Source organism: Candidatus Nitrosopumilus sp. bin_68KS, from assembly GCF_054095825.1.
Map to the genome: position 1 here is coordinate 80,838 of NZ_JBSWSP010000010.1, position 17,355 is coordinate 98,192.

Annotated in this window: 16 protein-coding genes, 1 tRNA gene and 1 pseudogene; 6 read left to right on the forward strand and 12 right to left on the reverse strand. The window is 31.9% G+C overall.

Annotated elements, in window-relative coordinates; all coding sequences use genetic code 11:
- The first annotated feature begins 61 nt into the window (after window positions 1–61).
- Together ACW9W3_RS05360 and ACW9W3_RS05365 are read left to right on the forward strand one after the other, a co-directional pair.
- The gene (locus tag ACW9W3_RS05360) at window positions 62–877 is read left to right on the forward strand and encodes a 6-pyruvoyl trahydropterin synthase family protein (protein WP_457765123.1); all 816 of its coding nucleotides are present in this window, start codon (window positions 62–64) and stop codon (window positions 875–877) included.
- Between the two features lie 7 nt (window positions 878–884).
- Window positions 885–3,203: a valine--tRNA ligase gene (locus tag ACW9W3_RS05365; RefSeq protein WP_457765124.1), complete on the forward strand. Its 2,319-nt coding sequence runs from the start codon at window positions 885–887 to the stop codon at window positions 3,201–3,203.
- 5 nt (window positions 3,204–3,208) lie between these two features.
- Here the strand turns inward: ACW9W3_RS05365 and ACW9W3_RS05370 are convergent.
- From ACW9W3_RS05370 to ACW9W3_RS05390, 5 genes and pseudogenes are all read right to left on the reverse strand, one after another.
- Window positions 3,209–3,475, reverse strand: a pseudogene (locus ACW9W3_RS05370) (peptidase); the annotation flags it as partial.
- A 422-nt stretch (window positions 3,476–3,897) separates the two neighbouring features.
- Window positions 3,898–4,947 (reverse strand): hypothetical protein, encoded by a 1,050-nt coding sequence (locus ACW9W3_RS05375; protein ID WP_457765125.1) that lies wholly within the window; start codon window positions 4,945–4,947, stop codon window positions 3,898–3,900.
- Window positions 4,948–5,005: 58 nt separating this feature from the next.
- Complete coding sequence (pdxT, locus tag ACW9W3_RS05380; protein WP_457765126.1) at window positions 5,006–5,623, reverse strand: pyridoxal 5'-phosphate synthase glutaminase subunit PdxT; 618 nt, start codon at window positions 5,621–5,623, stop codon at window positions 5,006–5,008.
- Window positions 5,620–6,588 (reverse strand): pyridoxal 5'-phosphate synthase lyase subunit PdxS, encoded by a 969-nt coding sequence (pdxS, locus tag ACW9W3_RS05385; protein WP_457765127.1) that lies wholly within the window; start codon window positions 6,586–6,588, stop codon window positions 5,620–5,622. Before pdxS ends, pdxT begins: the two co-directional genes overlap by 4 nt.
- A 30-nt stretch (window positions 6,589–6,618) precedes the next feature.
- Window positions 6,619–7,152: a hypothetical protein gene (locus tag ACW9W3_RS05390; RefSeq protein WP_457765128.1), complete on the reverse strand. Its 534-nt coding sequence runs from the start codon at window positions 7,150–7,152 to the stop codon at window positions 6,619–6,621.
- A gap of 90 nt (window positions 7,153–7,242) precedes the next feature.
- Between ACW9W3_RS05390 and ACW9W3_RS05395 the strand changes: the two genes are divergently transcribed.
- Window positions 7,243–7,316, forward strand: a tRNA-Trp gene (locus ACW9W3_RS05395).
- Between the two features lie 36 nt (window positions 7,317–7,352).
- On the opposite strand, the gene ACW9W3_RS05400 is transcribed toward ACW9W3_RS05395, so the two are convergent.
- Window positions 7,353–9,617: an aconitate hydratase gene (locus ACW9W3_RS05400; protein WP_457765129.1), complete on the reverse strand. Its 2,265-nt coding sequence runs from the start codon at window positions 9,615–9,617 to the stop codon at window positions 7,353–7,355.
- Between the two features lie 155 nt (window positions 9,618–9,772).
- Here ACW9W3_RS05400 and ACW9W3_RS05405 point away from each other — a divergent pair, with 155 nt between their 5' ends.
- Complete coding sequence (locus tag ACW9W3_RS05405; protein WP_457765130.1) at window positions 9,773–10,405, forward strand: hypothetical protein; 633 nt, start codon at window positions 9,773–9,775, stop codon at window positions 10,403–10,405.
- A 3-nt stretch (window positions 10,406–10,408) separates the two neighbouring features.
- On the opposite strand, the gene ACW9W3_RS05410 is transcribed toward ACW9W3_RS05405, so the two are convergent.
- The 5 genes from ACW9W3_RS05410 to pheS all read right to left on the reverse strand — a co-directional run bounded on the left by ACW9W3_RS05410 (window position 10,409) and on the right by pheS (window position 15,002).
- Window positions 10,409–10,975, reverse strand: a complete 567-nt coding sequence (locus tag ACW9W3_RS05410; RefSeq protein WP_457765131.1) for a hypothetical protein — start codon at window positions 10,973–10,975, stop codon at window positions 10,409–10,411.
- A gap of 18 nt (window positions 10,976–10,993) precedes the next feature.
- A complete protein-coding gene (locus ACW9W3_RS05415; RefSeq protein ID WP_014963852.1) occupies window positions 10,994–11,233 on the reverse strand; it encodes an Lrp/AsnC ligand binding domain-containing protein in 240 nt (79 codons plus the stop codon).
- 43 nt (window positions 11,234–11,276) lie between these two features.
- Entirely contained in the window at window positions 11,277–11,696 is a 420-nt protein-coding gene (locus ACW9W3_RS05420; protein WP_457765142.1) for an EVE domain-containing protein, read from the reverse strand.
- Window positions 11,697–11,976: 280 nt separating this feature from the next.
- Window positions 11,977–13,623 (reverse strand): phenylalanine--tRNA ligase subunit beta, encoded by a 1,647-nt coding sequence (gene pheT / locus ACW9W3_RS05425; protein ID WP_457765132.1) that lies wholly within the window; start codon window positions 13,621–13,623, stop codon window positions 11,977–11,979.
- Window positions 13,614–15,002 (reverse strand): phenylalanine--tRNA ligase subunit alpha, encoded by a 1,389-nt coding sequence (pheS, locus tag ACW9W3_RS05430; RefSeq protein WP_457765133.1) that lies wholly within the window; start codon window positions 15,000–15,002, stop codon window positions 13,614–13,616. The genes pheT and pheS overlap by 10 nt, the downstream gene beginning before the upstream one ends.
- Before the next feature lie 51 nt (window positions 15,003–15,053).
- Here pheS and ACW9W3_RS05435 point away from each other — a divergent pair, with 51 nt between their 5' ends.
- Both ACW9W3_RS05435 and ACW9W3_RS05440 read left to right on the forward strand, forming a co-directional pair.
- Window positions 15,054–16,166 (forward strand): tryptophan--tRNA ligase, encoded by a 1,113-nt coding sequence (locus ACW9W3_RS05435; protein ID WP_457765134.1) that lies wholly within the window; start codon window positions 15,054–15,056, stop codon window positions 16,164–16,166.
- Window positions 16,163–16,444, forward strand: coding sequence for a hypothetical protein (locus ACW9W3_RS05440; protein ID WP_457765135.1), 282 nt, complete (start codon window positions 16,163–16,165; stop codon window positions 16,442–16,444). The genes ACW9W3_RS05435 and ACW9W3_RS05440 overlap by 4 nt, the downstream gene beginning before the upstream one ends.
- A 146-nt stretch (window positions 16,445–16,590) precedes the next feature.
- Here ACW9W3_RS05440 and ACW9W3_RS05445 read toward each other — a convergent pair.
- The coding region (locus ACW9W3_RS05445) for a CxxC-x17-CxxC domain-containing protein (protein ID WP_457765136.1) at window positions 16,591–17,355 on the reverse strand (765 nt) is incomplete at its 5' end.

The window sequence follows — 17,355 nt, forward strand, 5'->3', positions numbered from 1 at the left end:
ATAAAAAATTAGGCATATTCATTACAGAATTTATATTATATCCAAAGTGAGATGACTTCAAATGGCAACAAGTCCAACAATTCTAGATTCAGATTTTAGATATATTGACAAAAAGGGGAATTTACTCAAAACAAGAACAGAATTGACTGTAGCACAAATGCTGACATTTCTTGAACAAGAATATCAATACAATCACAAAATCACATTGAAAAACGGAAGTGAAGTAAGTGTTGATTTTAAAACATCAAAAGGGTTAATCGAAGTTATCGATAATGATGAAGATATTGAAAAATATAAACAAATCAAAGAAGATTTTCCTCAAGACAAAGTAATGGCAATAGGGCATGCAAAATATGTTGCACAAATTAAAGAATTACAAGATATTGTATTTTATGATAAAACACCACAAACAGGTTCAATATTTTTAGAAGATGCATCATTCTCATTTGATTATGCACATATACTACCTTTGGTTGAAAAATGCTCCATATTACATGGACATACATCTTCTGTAATGGTAGAGCTTGTAGGACAAATGAAAGATAATTTGCTATTGGATTTTGGAGAAGCTAAAAAAATTATCAAAGAAGTTGTAAACGTATTTGATCATAAATTTTTCATTAATAGAAAATATCTTAAACAAGAAGATAATTCACATTTTCAAATTAACTTTGAAGGTCCTAAAGGTATGTTTGAATTACAAGTTCCAAAAAATACAACTTATCTTTTAGAAGGGGAAGCGACAGTAGAGAATCTTTCAAGTGAAATTATAAAATTATTAGCACCAAAAATGCCATCAAATGTAGAAGCAGTTGGAGTATACATCTATGAAGGCTACAACAAGGGTTCACATATTATTTCAAATATTTCAAGATAGTTAAGAAATGGAACCTAAAATTTCAGAAAAAGCATGGAATCCAGAATTAGAGAAAGAAATTCTAAAACAATGGGATGACGAAAAGATTTATGATTTTACTCCACAAGAGGATAATTATACAATAGACACCCCACCTCCATATCCATCTGGTAGGCCATGGCATATTGGAGCAGCTGCTCATTATTCACAAATAGACATGATTGCACGAACTGCAAGAATGAGTGGGAAAAATGTGTATTTTCCAATAGGGATAGACAGGAATGGATTACCAGTTGAACTGTACACTGAAAAAAAACACAATATCAGAATGAGAGAAACAGAAAGAGGTGAATTTCTAAATCTCTGCAGAGATGCCCTAGATGATTTGGAAGCTGAGATGATTCTCATAATGAAAAGTTTGGGAATTAGTGGTGATTTTGCAAATTACTATAGAACAGACTCAGAAGAATACAGAAGTCTTACACAATCCACATTCATCGAGTTATGGAAAAAAGGACAAGTCTATCTGGCAAATAGACCAAACAACTATGATTGGGTTTCAGGTACAACTATTGCTGATGCAGAGATTACATACGAAGACTTGCCCACAAAATTAGTTTACATGAAATTTAAAATCAAAGATACAGATCAAGAAATAATTATTGCAAGTACAAGACCAGAATTACTTTGTGCATGTAGAACCATTATTGTCAATCCCGAAGATGAGAGATATACAAAATATATTGGAAAAAAAATAATTGTTCCAATAACTAATGTTGAAGTAGAATTAAGAACGCATCATTCTGCAAAAGAAGAATTTGGTTCAGGAGCTGTTATGGTATGTAGTTACGGTGATCAAAACGATGTAGCATTATTTAGAGAATTAGAACTAGAAGAGATTGTTGCAATTGGATTAGATGGAAGAATGACTGAGGTTGCAGGAGAATATGCTGGATTAAAACCAAAACAAGCAAGAACAAAAGTCATTGAAGATTTAGAAACAAATGGATTTTTAGAAAAAATTGAAGATATTAATCACAGAACACCGATTTCAGAGAGAAGTAAAATCCCTATTGAAATTATTCCAATGGAAGAATATTATCTAAAACAAAAAGATGCAATTGAAAAAATCAAAAAATTAGGACAAGAAATTACATTTCATCCATCAATGCATAAACAGATTTTGATGAATTGGTTAGAATCTATCAATATCGATTGGCCAATTTCAAGAAGAAGATATTATGGTACTGAAATCCCAATTTGGTACTGTAAAAACTGCTCAGAACCTCATGTTCCTGAGCCTGGAAAATACTATAGACCTTGGAATGAAAAATGTCCAATCAGTAATTGTTCAAAATGTAATTCTACTGAATTTGTTGGTGAGGAACGAACCTTTGATACATGGATGGATTCAAGTGTATCCCCACTCTTCATTAGCAAATTTAACAGAGATGAAGAATTTTTTAAAAAAGTATATCCAGCTTCGATTAGACCTCAAGCAAAAGATATTGTTAGAACATGGTTATACTACACTCTACTAAGATGTGAGCAATTAACTGGAGAAAAACCATGGTCTGAAGCATGGATTATGGGATATGGTTTAGATGAAAAAGGAATGAAGATGAGTAAGAGTAAAGGAAACGCAATAGATCCATTACCAGTTATTGAAAAATTAGGAGCTGATACTTTTAGATTCTGGAGTGCAAGTGAAATTAATCACGGTTATGATTTTAGATGTAGTGAGCAAAAAATTGAATCAAGTAAAAAATTTCTTAGTAAATTATGGAATGTTTCAAGATTTTTGTCGAGTTTTCCCGTAATTGAGTCAGGAAATCTCACAGTATCAGATAAATGGATTTTATCGGAATTAGATAATTTAGTAAAAGAATGCAAAAAAGGATATGACGAATACAACTTTTTTATTCCTGCAATTGCAATTAGGGAATTTACTTGGAATTTGTTTGCAGCACATTATATTGAAATGGTAAAAGCTAGAGCTTATGGAATTAATTTTACTGATGAAGAAAGGAATGGTGCAATATTTACGCTTCACAAAACATTGTCAACAGTTTTAAAACTTTTAGCTCCAATTACACCTTTTATTACTGAACATCTTTGGAAGATTTTGTATTCAGAAGAAAGCATCCATAAAGAAAAACAAGTTGATTCTGAAAATCTTGAAGACCAAAGTAATATCACTAAAGAGATTACTGAATTTAATTCTAAAGTTTGGAATGAAAAAAAAGATCAAGGATTATCATTAAAAGATCCAATTAAAATTAAAATTCCTTCCATTCTTGAACCATACAAAAAAGATTTGAAATCTATGCATAATTTGTTAGATTGAGCCTATTAGACCTCTAAAATCCCATTAGTAATCAAATATTGTATTCCTTGAATGAATGCAACATCATCTATTTGTCCATCAGCCCACCAACCAGCATTATTCTTAATCCATGAGGGAATTCCACTTCCAGAGGATTCTCCAGGTTCTGTTTGAGGAATAGACATAATATTCTCAGTAATCAAATATTGTATTCCTTGAATGAATGCAACATCATCTATTTGTCCATCAGCCCACCAACCAGCATTATTCTTAATCCATGAGGGAATCTCAGATTCTGTTGAAAATGGAATTAATGCATCAGTTCCTATAATATCAATTACTGAATCGCCAGAAAAGAAAGGAATTACAAGTGTTCTAGACTCAGAATTGGAATTAATTTCTACATAATCTGTTTCAAAACCATCAACTAAGATAAAGAAAACATCATCGAATGTATCAAATTTTGCATCTAACAAATTTCTCGGTATTGTGAGTTCAATAGTTCCATCAGATGCAGTATCCATTGTAATGATTAATTCAATAAAATCAGGATCTAAGAAAATCGAATCAAGAATCCCATTTTCAATATTATAATCAACATCAAATGATTCAACAGAAACAGAACCTACATCACCAAAAGATAACGGGGATGAAGAAATTAAAAAAATGGAAAAAATAAATCCTAATGAGAAAAATAAATTTTTCATGAGCAATATTAATTCCCACTTACACCAATGTCTTCTTCCAACTCAACAGTAATTTCATTATTATTGGTAGCATCCGTTGAATCATCGGTTAATGATGCTGTTCTAGTCAAAGTTCCAGTTCCTTCTAAAAGCCACATACCGGAGATTTTACTTTGAGGTCCTAAAATTGAAACTTGGCTTGTGCCATCAATATCACCTATAGGAAAATCGGCATTTAATGAAATTTTAAGCGTAGAGTGAACCTCTTCAAGAACATCATCTTCAAGGAATGCAAGAATTACAAGTGAATCTTTTGTTTCAGAATTTCCCGAAGAGGTTGTTCGAGCTTTTCCAAATCCACAATTGTAAGGAATACCATCCACAGAAATTTTACAATCTTGTAATTCCAATTTTAGATTTGATTTACTCTTGTCAAACGTATTGAAATTCATAAAACCTTCAAGAGAAGATAATTGCGTTTTATCATGAATTCCAGTAGCATTAACAGAATCAAACACTAAACTATAAGTTTCAATTATGGTAGAAGTTCCAATTTTATCACCTAAATAATTACCATTGTTAATTTTTTCAAGAATTTTTTGAGTTCGAGAATCTAATGTTTGTTGTTTTGTCTCTAGTTTTTTACGAATATCTTCTGATTTTTTAGCAAATTTATCTTTTAATTTTGAAACATCATTTGAAAGATTTTCTACATCTCCTGAAAATTCAGATTCAATCCTATTTTGATATTTTTCTTTAATCTCTTTTAATTTCTCTTCATATTTGTTTATTTTTTTAGATAATCTTTCCTCAAGTTTTTTCCTATCAGAATCTAGCTTTTGTTGTCGTTCTTCAGCTTTTTGTTTTCTATCTTGTTCTTTTGCATCTAGCTTTTGTTGTCGTTCTTCAGCTTTTTGTTTTTCTTCTTCGGATGCAATTTGTTTTTGATATGCATCAGAATCTTCTCTACTTACAGAAAGATTATCATCGGCAAATGATTCGTCAATTGAAAACTGACCAGAAATACCACCTAACAATATTGCGGTCAAAATTCCAAATAACACAAATTTTTTGTCCATTTTATTAGCTCGATTAGATAATGATTAAAAAGAATTGCTTACGAATCATCATTTTGAGTTAATTTTTAAAAGATTTTACAAGATTGATGAAATATTTGTGAACTGATGTGTCGGTAGTCAATTCAGGATGAAATGCAGTTCCAATCACATTGCCCTTTTTTATTGCAACAATACGATCATTGAATTTTGATAATACTTCAACATCAGAACCGACATCAGATACAGATGGTGCTCGGATAAACACTCCATTGAATTTTGGAATATCAATAGGATCTAAAGAAATATCAGATTCAAAGGATTCTTTTTGTCTGCCAAATGAATTTCTCTCTAGTTTAATATCAAGAATGTTCAAAAGAGGTTGATCAGTTTTACCCATAACTCGATCACTTGCAGTATTAGATAGCATAATCATCCCAGCACAAATTCCTAGTACTGGCATTCCATTTTCAATTTTTTCCTTTAGAACTTTAAGTGATCCATTTACAAAGGAAAGTTGTCCTATAGTAGTACTTTCACCGCCGGGAATTATCAAACCATCTAACTGAGATATCTCCTCAGGAGTTTTAACATCACTAACTTTACCATCTAAACCTAATTCATTTAGTGCAGTTTTAGCAGATAGAAGATTTTCTTGAACATCTCCTTGAATTGATAAAACACCAACATTGAGGCTCATGATGAGCCTCCACGATCTTGCATACGTAATTCTAGTGTTTTCACATCCAAACCTATCATCGATTGTCTTTCATCAATCATTTTTTGTGCTTCTTTTACTTTGTCAATTTCATCCCAAAAAGTTGTAGCTAAAACTATTGCTCTTGCTCTTTCTTTTGCATCATCTGCATTAAAGATTCCAGAACCTACAAAAATTCCATCACATCCAAGAGACATTAGATATGCAGCATCTGCAGGTGTTGCAATTCCACCAGCTGCAAAATTTACAACAGGTAGTCTTCCAAGTTTTGCAGTTTGGTTAACAATATCATAAGATACTTTGAATTCGCGTGCAATTCTAACTAAATCTTGATTATCACCAGAATCATAAATTGCTTTTATTGTTCTTAATTCATCATTTAGTTTTTTTATGTGAGTTACTGCTTCTGCAACATTTCCTGTTCCTGGTTCACCTTTTGTTCGGATCATCGATGCACCTTCTTCAATTCTTCTTAAAGCTTCAGCAAGAGATCTAGCACCATTTACAACAGGTGTTGTAAAATCCCATTTCCAAATATGATGAAATTCATCAGCTGGTGTAAGAACTTCAGATTCATCTATCATGTCAACATCAGTTTCTTGAAGAACAAGGGCTTCATTGACATGTCCAATTCTACATTTAGCCATCACGGGGATAGTAACATTATCCATTATATCTTCAATAATTCTAATACTAGCAGTACGGGCAACTCCACCAGCTTTTCGTACTTCAGATGGAAGTTTATCTAAAACCATTACAGAGACTGCACCAGCCTCTTCAGCAATTTGAGCTTGTTCTACAGTTGTTACATCCATAACAACTCCATTTTTTAGCATATGGGCAAAGCCTCGTTTAACAGTAGATGAACCACGTAAAGTATCAATAGAGTTTATCGAATCAGAAATGATTCCTTTAGCATCTAATCGTTCACCAGATAATGGAAGCATATTCTAATTTTCACTAATGACTATTTGTACCTATTCACTTATTTCAGAAATAATCTTATCAAGTTCAGTTTCTACCATTGTAATAATTGGAGGAATAAAATCTGAAGTAGCATTTTGTGCAGGCCAGTGAATTTGATTTACTCTACCATTAAGAGTAATTTTTACATTTGATTTCTGATAATCAGTTGCATTTTCTAGAATGGAGAAAGACTCAGAAGGAATAGCAATAAAACCAGTTTCTTTAATTAAAGCCTTTAATTTTTCTAGTTTTTTGTGATCTAGTTTTGAGCGAATATCAGGTTGAAGATAGCCTTGTTCAGTTACAGAATATTTAATATCGCCATCATTTTTTATGAAAAGAATTTCAGTTTTTTGAGATCCAGTTCTTTCTGTAACACCATAAGAAATTTTCTTTAACTGGTGTTTTGTATATTCAATTTCAATTTTATCAACAGAATTTGCTGCAGACATTGGAATTTCATTTCTTGTTAATAGTGGAACCGAAATTAAAAGTGCTACAATTACAGGAATTGCGCCTAACGCCAAGTAGATTGGTTTTACCATGATTTATGAACAAATACAAATTCGTATCAATCTCAAATAAATCTTGATTAAAAGTAACTTAAAATTTAAGCAGAATATTTCGAATCTTGTGGGTTCGTAGTCTAGCCAGGTAGGACGATGGTCTCCAAAACCATCGGTCGTCGGTTCAAATCCGTCCGAGCCCACTTACTAATTAGATTAATTTGACAACGAAAATTTGACTATCTATTTCTTAAAACATTAAGCGCAGAACCAGCTTTAAACCACTCAATCTGAGCTTTATTGTATGAGTGATTAAGTAAAATATCATCTTGACTTCCATCCTTATGGGTTATTACACATTTTACTTGTTTATTGGGCTCCAACTCATTTAATTCCAAAAGACTCATTTTATCATCTTCTAAAATTTTTTCATAATCATCTGGATTGTTAAAAGTAAGTGCCAGAATTCCTTGTTTTTTCAAATTAGTTTCGTGAATTCTAGCAAGACTTTTAGTTATTACTGCTGCACATCCTAAATATCGAGGAGACATTGCAGCGTGTTCTCTGCTGCTACCTTCACCATAATTATTATCGCCTACAATAATCCATCTCATCTGTTTTTCTTTATACTGTCTGGCAATATGGGATAATCCTTCAACTTGATTATTGAGTATGTTCTTTCCTTTTCCTACTTCATCATTAAATGAATTAACTGCTCCTAAAAGCATGTTATCACTCAAATTATCTAAGTGACCTCTAAGTGACAACCATGCTCCAGCAGGAGAGATATGATCAGTGGTACATTTTCCTTTAGCTTTAACTAGAATTGGTAAATCAACAAAATCATTTCCATCCCATTTTGAAAATGGTTCTAAAAGTTGTAGCCTTTTACTATTAGGATCAACTATCACTTCAACATCGCTTGAATTTTCTGGAGGTGCAATGTAAATTCCTTCAGGAATCATAAATCCATTCTCAGGAACTTCAGGTGCAGGTTTTGGTGGTTGTAGTTTAAATTTTGTACCATCCGAAGCAATAAGTTCATCTTTTAATGGATTAAAGGACAATCTGCCTCCTAATGCTAATGCGATAATCATTTCAGGACTACCAATAAAATTCAATGTAGATCGATGACCATCATTTCTTCCTGGGAAATTTCTATTAAATGTGGTAACGATTGTATTTTTCTCGTCATTTTGTAATTCAGGTCTATTCCATTGACCTATACAAGGTCCACATGCATTTGCGAGAACAGTTGCACCAATGTCTTTTAGAGAGTCCATTTGACCATCTCTTTCTATTGTTCCACGAATTTGTTCAGAACCTGGAGTAATTAACAAAGGAATTTTAGATTTGATTCCTTTTTCTTTTGCTTGTTGAGCAATACTTGCAACTCTAGACATGTCTTCATAAGATGAATTTGTACAACTTCCAATCAATGCAACAGATATTGGATCAACATAATCATTTGATTTTACATCTTCACCTAATTTGGAAATTGCTCTAGCTAAATCAGGAGTATGAGGTCCAACAATATGTGGCTCTAAAGTAGAGAGATTGATTTCAATAACTTTATCAAAAAAGATTTCCGGATTTGATTCAACTTCAGAATCTGCTACAAGTAATTCTTTATTTTGATTTGCTAATTCAGCAATTTTTTCTCTGTTTGTATATTTTAGATAAGTCTCCATTCTCTCATCATATGGAAATATAGAACAAGTTGCACCAATTTCTGCGCCCATATTGGTAATAGTTGCTTTACCAGTACAACTGATAGATTTTGTACCAGGACCAAAATATTCAACAATAGAATTGGTTCCACCAGAGACTGTTAATTCTTCTGCAACTTTTAGTATGATATCTTTAGGTGCTGTCCATCCATTAAGTTCTCCAGTTAATTTAACACCAATTTTTTTGGGATAAAGTAATTCCCAAGGAAGTCCAGCCATAGTTTCAGCTGCATCTAATCCACCTACACCAACTGCAATCATTCCTAAACCACCAGCATTTGGAGTATGAGAATCAGTACCAATCATCAAACCTCCTGGAAATGCATAATTTTCAAGAACTACCTGATGAATGATTCCAGCACCAGGTTTCCAAAAACCACATCCATGTTTTGCAGATGCAGATTGTAAAAATTTGAAAACCTCACTGTTTTCATCAAGAGAAACTTTCATGTCAACATCACCTTGAACTTCAGCTCTAATCAGATGATCACAATGTACAGTTGTTGGCAATGCAGATTGTTTTAATCCAGCTTGCATAAATTGAAGCATTACCATTTGACCGGTTACATCTTGTAGTGCAACTCTATCAGGTTTAAGAAAAACATAATCTTTTCCGCCATTAAGAGTTTTATCAGGAATTTCATAAAGATGACCAGACAAAATTTTCTCAGTAAGAGTTAGTGGTCTTTCAACTACGTTTCTATATTTTATAATATTCTCTTTAATTTTTGAATAAACATTTGAAACTAATTCAGGGGTAGTATCAATCTCCATAGAGAACACTGAATTTCTCCTGAATTTATTATTTACAATTTAAAATTTAGAAAAAATAGCAAAATAGGCATACAAAATCCTTAACAATTATAAGCCAAAAGCATGTTTTATTACATTGTTGGGGAGTAGTATGTTTTTTGAGGTGATTTTCAAAAATGGTCAATAAAGGTTTTCCAAAATTTGGAATGTCGCAAGCTGGAGCCTTTGTTGCAGCTTTGAAGAATTATAATTTACCAGATTTCATTCTAGTTTTAATTGCTAAAGAGTGTAAATCAGATCTTCTTGAAAGAGGTAGAATAGATGATAGATTACAAAGCATGAATGATGATGCATTAGAATTACTACACAAAGTCTTTGTAGGTTGTGAAGAAGATGATGCAGGAAAATATGCACAATATAGATTCTATGCATATGTGTCAAGTATGTATCACAAATGTGAAGTTCTAGTTAACGAAACAATTCCAGGCGAATCTGGTAAAAATCACAAAATTCCTGTTGCAGTAAAAAATAATGGAATGTATATTTCAGTAGCATACAACAAAGCAACTGGAAACCCAGTAAACAAAAAAGAGACAATTAGGTTTTATGAAATGGTAGATGATATTAAAAAAGGAGATCATGGAACAATGCTAGCTGATGCAATTTATGGTTCTTCAGTAGGATTTAGAGGAGATGCATTAGTTGAACTTGAGAATTTGAGTAAATCAAGAACAAATGATCCTGAAAATAAATTAGACTTTAAAACAGCAAACTTTGAAAACAACATATATTCAGTTACAAAGTGTTAATTTTTACAAATTTACTTGTGAAGTATCAATTGTTAAAAACATAGGTTTTGCATTTGTTTTTTTAAAATCCTCCCCATATTGTTCAAATTCTAACTGTTCAAAGAGGTGTTTTGTCCAAATATCATGAACAACTTGTATGAACTTTTTGTGTCCACGTTTTCGTAAAAACTCATGTAATAAAATATGAGATACAGTTGTACAGTTTTTTTCTGCAAGAAACAAAGTATCATTAGCTTGTTTTGGCGGTTGCCAAAACACTAATCCAAAATTTTCGGCATGATATCCATCACAAGTGCAATCAGTCCACAGTGGTTTAAAATGAGTGAGATAAAAGTGATAGATGTCTTTTCCCCTTTGATCATGATCTCTAACAAATGTATGAGTATCTAATCTTTGAAGAATACTTGTTGGTTTTGTAATCAATTCATCGCATTGAATTTCATACTCAATACCAAATTTTTCTTTAATCCATAATTTGTAAAATTGTCCCATTTTTTTAATATACTCAAATTCGAATTTTCGTTTTTCACGATCTTCTTCTTTTATTACAAAAATAAAATGTAAAATCATAATAAGAAAAAAAGGTGTTTATGTTTGGCCTTCAATACCCATGAGGGTAAGAGTTGAACGAATCTTTTCAATTTTTCTGATCTTCCAAGTAATTGTTTCTCTTAGTTTTTCTACAGTATCAGATTCAATTTTGGCCAAAATATCATATGCACCAAAAGTTCCATGAACTTCTTTTACACCTTCTAAGCCTTTGAGTTGCTGAATAATAGCTTCCTCAGAGCCTAGTTCACAGTTTATTAAAACATAAGCTGTTGCCATATTTTCATTAAACAAATCGACTATATCAATAAACCGATTACAGTTACTTTTCAGAAATATTTAAGATAGCATCCCAATGTGGCTTTGGAACAGGCATTACTGACAATCTAGAAATTCTAATTAATTCCCAGTCTTTGAATTTTTTATCTTTTTTCATTTCATCAAGAGTAACAGGACGTTTCAATGTTTTTTTATATTTTACATCAACTACAATAAAACGTTCATTATCCTCTTTTGGGTTAGGGTAAGGTTTTGATGTAATTTGCATAATTCCAACAGCTTGTCTCTCATCACCTGTATGGTAAAATAAAACTAGATCACCAGATTTCATTTCTCTCATATGTTTTAATGCAAGATTGTTATGAACTCCATCCCACATAGTAGTTTTTTCTTTCTTTAATTGTTCAAAATTATATCCTCTAGGACCGCTAGGTTCTTGTTTCGCCAACCAATAGTTTACCATGTAATTTGTTTGAGTCAATGGTTGTTTTATCTTTTTAAAAAATAATGTTCCCCGGTTCTGACTCGCACAAAATCATTGGTACATAGCCATACGCCTCCTCGCGTTCTGAAACCGGGGTTGCCCATAATGTAGCACACCTGGGTGAATTAGAAATCACTGGTATCATTACGATCGACTCATCCTAATCCGTCTGCATGCCTGCTCTTGGGCGATAATCATAGAACTACTCCTACTAAAAACCATTGAGGAATTATTTATGAATAATAGGAATATGAATAAATTAATTTTGATTTTTTAGGATTGAATCAGATAAAGATATTTCAAATCCTACAACAGGTACACGAATCTTATAATTTTCAATAATTTTTGAATTAATTTTTCCAATAATTCCAATTTGTGTATTATCAATAACGACTGATGCACAATGACCGTCTTCAAAAGTAGGGTTTGTAATAGTTTTAGTTTCAATTTCAATTCCAAATCCAATTTTTAATGCAGATTGTAATATGGATTTAATTTCAGTAAAGTTTGCATCTTTATGAGCACTAATTCCTGAAAAATTGATTTTCTCAGTTATAGGATTATCAATAGTAAAAATAGTACCAGTTTCAAACATTTTTTGAGGATAAGTTTCATGTATGTTTCTTGAAAGATTTTCTAATAATCCAGGAAGAATAGAGTCCCGGAGTATAGTATGCTCCTGACTTTTTGAATCAAGTACAGAAATAATTTTTGAATAATCTCTATTTGTCATTTCATATAACACACGTTTACTACTCAAACTGGAATTCAAGGCTTCAAGAAATCCTAGTCCAATCATAGTTTGATCTAACGATTTAAGTTGGATTGATACTGGATTTATTTTTCCCATAGTTTGTGATGGAGAGATTGTAGGTTCTAGATTTTGAATGCCATACCCCAAAGCTACTTCTTCTACCAAATCCATAGGACCAAAAATGTCAAAGCGGTATGCAGGAATAGTACAAGTAATGTTAACTCCTTTTGATGATGCATCTAATCGAGATTTTTTCAATGACGAAATAATTTTTGATGTTGTTAAATTCAAACCAAGAATCTGATTAATCAATAAAGAAGTGACTTTGATTTTCTTTTGTTCTAATTTCGGAGTAGAATTTTTGGGACCAGATATTTTTACAGATTCCAAGGAAAATCCTGCACTTTGTAAAATGGTTGCCACTACTGAAAGCATATCTTCTGCATCCTCTTTATTGATTCCAGTTACCTCAACAAAGAGATTCTTTGTTTTTGTAGTAACCGTTGTGACTGCAGCATTGATAATTGGAGGAAAAGATACAGTTTTTTGATTTTTATCTAAAATTAGAGGGACTTGAGAGGATTGTCCAAGTAATGATCCATAATCTTTTCCAACAGATGTATTAGAAAGTATTTCAGTTATTGTGATTTCCTTATCAGAATTTAGTGGAATGAACTTATAATTTCTGTCAGTAGTTGTGTAAACTAAAGGAAATAAAATTTTGTCTAAATCATGTATGCCAATTGAGGATTTTTTTCTTTTTCTACCTATTCCAAAATGAAGATCTTCTTGCATGGTCATTAGTTGTTTAATTGTTGTATCATCAATTTTTCCATTTTTTGCAACAATACCAGTAACAAAGGGTCTAATTTTAGATACACTAGATTTTACACGGATTGGATATTTTGTAGATTTTTTTACATTTAGTTTCACCATACCAGTTTTGATTCCAAGTAATCCTTGCAGTCCTAGTGCAATTCCAAAATCTGTTGAATAATCAGGTCTATTTGGACTATATTCAATTCTAACTAGATCTTTATTTTCTGATTCTATATCTAATCCAAGAAAAGGTAGAGAATCAGCAATTTGTTTTTTTGAAACTTTACCAACTAATTTTTGAAGTCGTGAATAAGATAATTCTACTACTGGCATTTTGTCGTACTCCTTAACCAACCAAGATTATTATTGTAAAATTCTCTAACATCATCTAAATCATATTTTAACATAGCAATTCTTTCAATACCACCACCCCAAGCTAAAACAGGTTTAGTAATTCCTAATGGTTTAGTTACTTCAGGTCTAAAAATTCCCATTCCAAATAATTCAATCCATTTACCTAATTTTTCATTGTATACCATTGTTTGAAGAGAGGGTTCAGTGTATGGGAAAAAGGTTGGCCAAAATTTTATTTTAGTAATACCAATTCGTTTGTAAAACTCTCGTTGTATTCCCATTAAATTTCTTAAAGATGCGTCTTTTCCAATAACAACCCCTTCTATTTGATTAAATTCGACAAGATGTTTGTAACTGACCTTTTCATTTCGGAACACACGTCCTAAAGAGAAAAAACGTGCCTCATCAGGTTTATTTTCAGCAAGATGCTTGATTGTTACACAAGTAGTGTGAGTTCTCAGAACCATTTTTCTTGCTTCATTAATATCCCATTGATATCGCCAATTTTTTTTGTGTGATTCAGAAACTTTTCTGATTTGATCTGGCGTTCCAATTTTTTTAGCATTTATTTTATCCAGATAAAATGTATCTTGTAATTCTCTTGCTGGATGATCTTGTGGAGTAAACAAAGCATCAAAATTCCAAAAGCTGGACTGAGTCATATTACCAAGAATTTCAGAAAATCCTAATGTTACAAAAATTTCACGAATTTCATCTATAGTATCTTTTAGAGGGTGAGTTCGAGCAACAAATGTTTCTGGAACTTTTGCTTCAACATCAATTTCACCACTAGAATCTGTAAGTGTAATAGATTTTGAAGAATCAGATAAACTAATCTCTTTAGATATTATAACATCCTCAATTATAAAATCAGGTCTTTTTAATAGAGTAGATAAATCTTCAATGTCAACTTTATCTTTAGATATTTTATTTTCTCCAACAAGTTTGATGGTTTTTTCTCCTGGAAGTTCTGAAGGAATGTTTTTGATTGAGATTTGATCTGATGAGGCTTCAACCCAATTATTTTTTCTTGCTAAACCCATTGAAGGTCCAAAAATAAATCCTAATTCTTTTTGTAAATCAGATAATTTTTTAGGACCAGTTTTAAGTAAATTTAACAGTCTTCTTTCAGGTAATCCTTTTTGAAATGATTCAATCCCATTTTTACCTAAGCTAATAATACTTGATTTTGATTCAGTGACAATTGCTAGATCTTTTAATCTGAGCCATTCAATCCCTCTTCGGATTTGATCAGGTGAAAGTTGTGTAGATTTTTCAAGGGATTCAGGAGATTGTTTTGGATCATCTCTGAGAGATGTGATAATTTTTTTTTCAATTTCATGAAAAACTTGCGACAACAGCAAAGAATCCGAAAAAGACTTTTTAAACCTTAACCTAAGTCAAGATGAATGTCAGCTGATGACTTTATTGTAACTCCTTGGCATGTTGAAGGTGATATTGATTATGACAAATTAATTAAGCAATTCGGTACAGAGAAGATCTCATCAGAACTTCTAGAAAGGATCAAGAAAATTACAGGAGAAGACAATTTTATGCTTAGAAGAGGAATTTTCTTCTCTCATAGAGAAATGGGCAGAATTCTTGATGAATATGAAAAAGGGAATAAATTCTTTCTATATACTGGACGAGGTCCATCAGGACATACCCATATTGGTCACTTGGTACCATGGGTATTTGCAAAATGGTTACAAGAAAAATTTGACGTTAATATGTATTTTCAGCTTACAGATGATGAAAAATTTTTTTCAAAACCTAATCTAACTTTAGAGGAGACAAACAAATTTGCTTTTGAAAATGCTCTTGATTTCATTGCATTAGGTTTCAAACCAGATAAAACAAAAATAATTATCAACACAAAAAACATTCAAACACTTTATCCTATTGCAGCTCAAGTAGCAAAGAAAATCAATTTTTCTAATACAAAAGCAACATTTGGTTTTACAAATGAAACAAACATTGGAATGATTTTTTATACATCATTACAATCAGCTCCATGTTTCATTGAAGATAAACCAGTTTTGATTCCATTGGGTGTAGATCAAGATCCTCATTTTAGATTAACAAGAGACATAGCTCCAAAAATGGGTAAACCAAAACCCGCATTGATTCACAACATTATGATTCCAGCCTTAAAAGGACCTGGAGGAAAAATGTCAGCATCAGACGAAAACGGAACTATTTACACAACTGATTCACCAAATGTTGTAAAGAAGAAAATCAACAAACATGCATTTTCTGGAGGTCAACCAGACATTGAGGAGCATAGAAAGATTGGCGGGAATCCAGACATTGATGTTTCATTTCAATATTTGAGAATATTTTTTGAACCAGATGATAATAAACTAAAAACAATTTACGAAGATTATAAATCAGGGAAATTGCTATCAGGTGAATTAAAAGCAATACTAATTGAAAAAATTAATGATTTTCTTTTAATTCATCAAGAAAAAAGAGAAAAGGCAAAAAACAAGATACATGAATTTCTTATGGAGAATAAATGAAATTCAGTACCACATTTGATGACAACTACGAGGCTCAAAAATTTGCTAGTTTAATTTTCATTAAAGAAGGAAAAGAGACATACATTACAGCAATTATTAACATAATAAAAAATGAGTTAGTTATTTCATTGAAAGATAAATCAGCCCACAGCATTATGTTTAAAGAAGAAGGGCATGTCGAAGAATTTGCAGATTTTATTCAATCAGTACTGGATAAAGAGCACAAGATTATTTCTACGACAGTTAATGATGTCAATGTAGAAATAGTAAAGGGATAATCTAGGAACCAAATGCAGTGTACAGAGCAGCTATTCCTACCATTATGATCATTGCAATTCCCAATGCCTTTTGATCTCCATCCATAATATTATTCTAAAATAATTATAATTAAAGTGTTAATAAATTCTCAAAAATGATTCTAGGATTATCTAGGAAAGTATTTACTTTTTTTAGATTTTGGTCTTGTTCTGTCTTCTGTTCGTTTTGGTACAGGTTCTCTAATTTGATTACAATTTAAACAAAATACCTTTAATTCTTCTCTAGCAAGATCTGGTGCTGAAATATATTTTCCCCAAGATGCAGCATCACCACCACGACCGGAATTATCAGAAGTTACATTTTCAGAAATTGGACTGATTCCTAAAGCTCTCTCATCCTTAAAACCACAATTGGAACAGATTTTTCCACCTAAAATTTCATATAATTTCTCTTTGATAGTTTCATAAAATTTGTCGGAACCATTTGAAAAGAAACTCTCTTGCTTTCTCAAAAATTTATCATTTCGAGGTTTTCTAGATCTATTATTTCCTCTACTAGATTCTCGTCTAGATGAAGATCGTGAACCTCTATCATCTCGTGAATATCTATCATTTCCTGAATCTTGTGGTTTGTTTTGTCTGAAACAATCACTACAGTAAACAGGTTTGTTAGTTCTGGGAACAAATGGAACTGTACATTCAGTGCCGCAATCAGAACAAGTTACAGTTGTAGATTCATCTCTACTGTCATTTCGTGAACCTCTATCATCTCGTGAATATCGTGAACCTCTATCATCTCGTGAATATCGTGAACCTCTATCATCTCGTGAATATCTATCATTTCCTGAATCTTGTGGTTTGTTTTGTCTGAAACAATCACTACAGTAAACAGGTTTGTTAGTTCTGGGAACAAATGGAACTGTACATTCAGT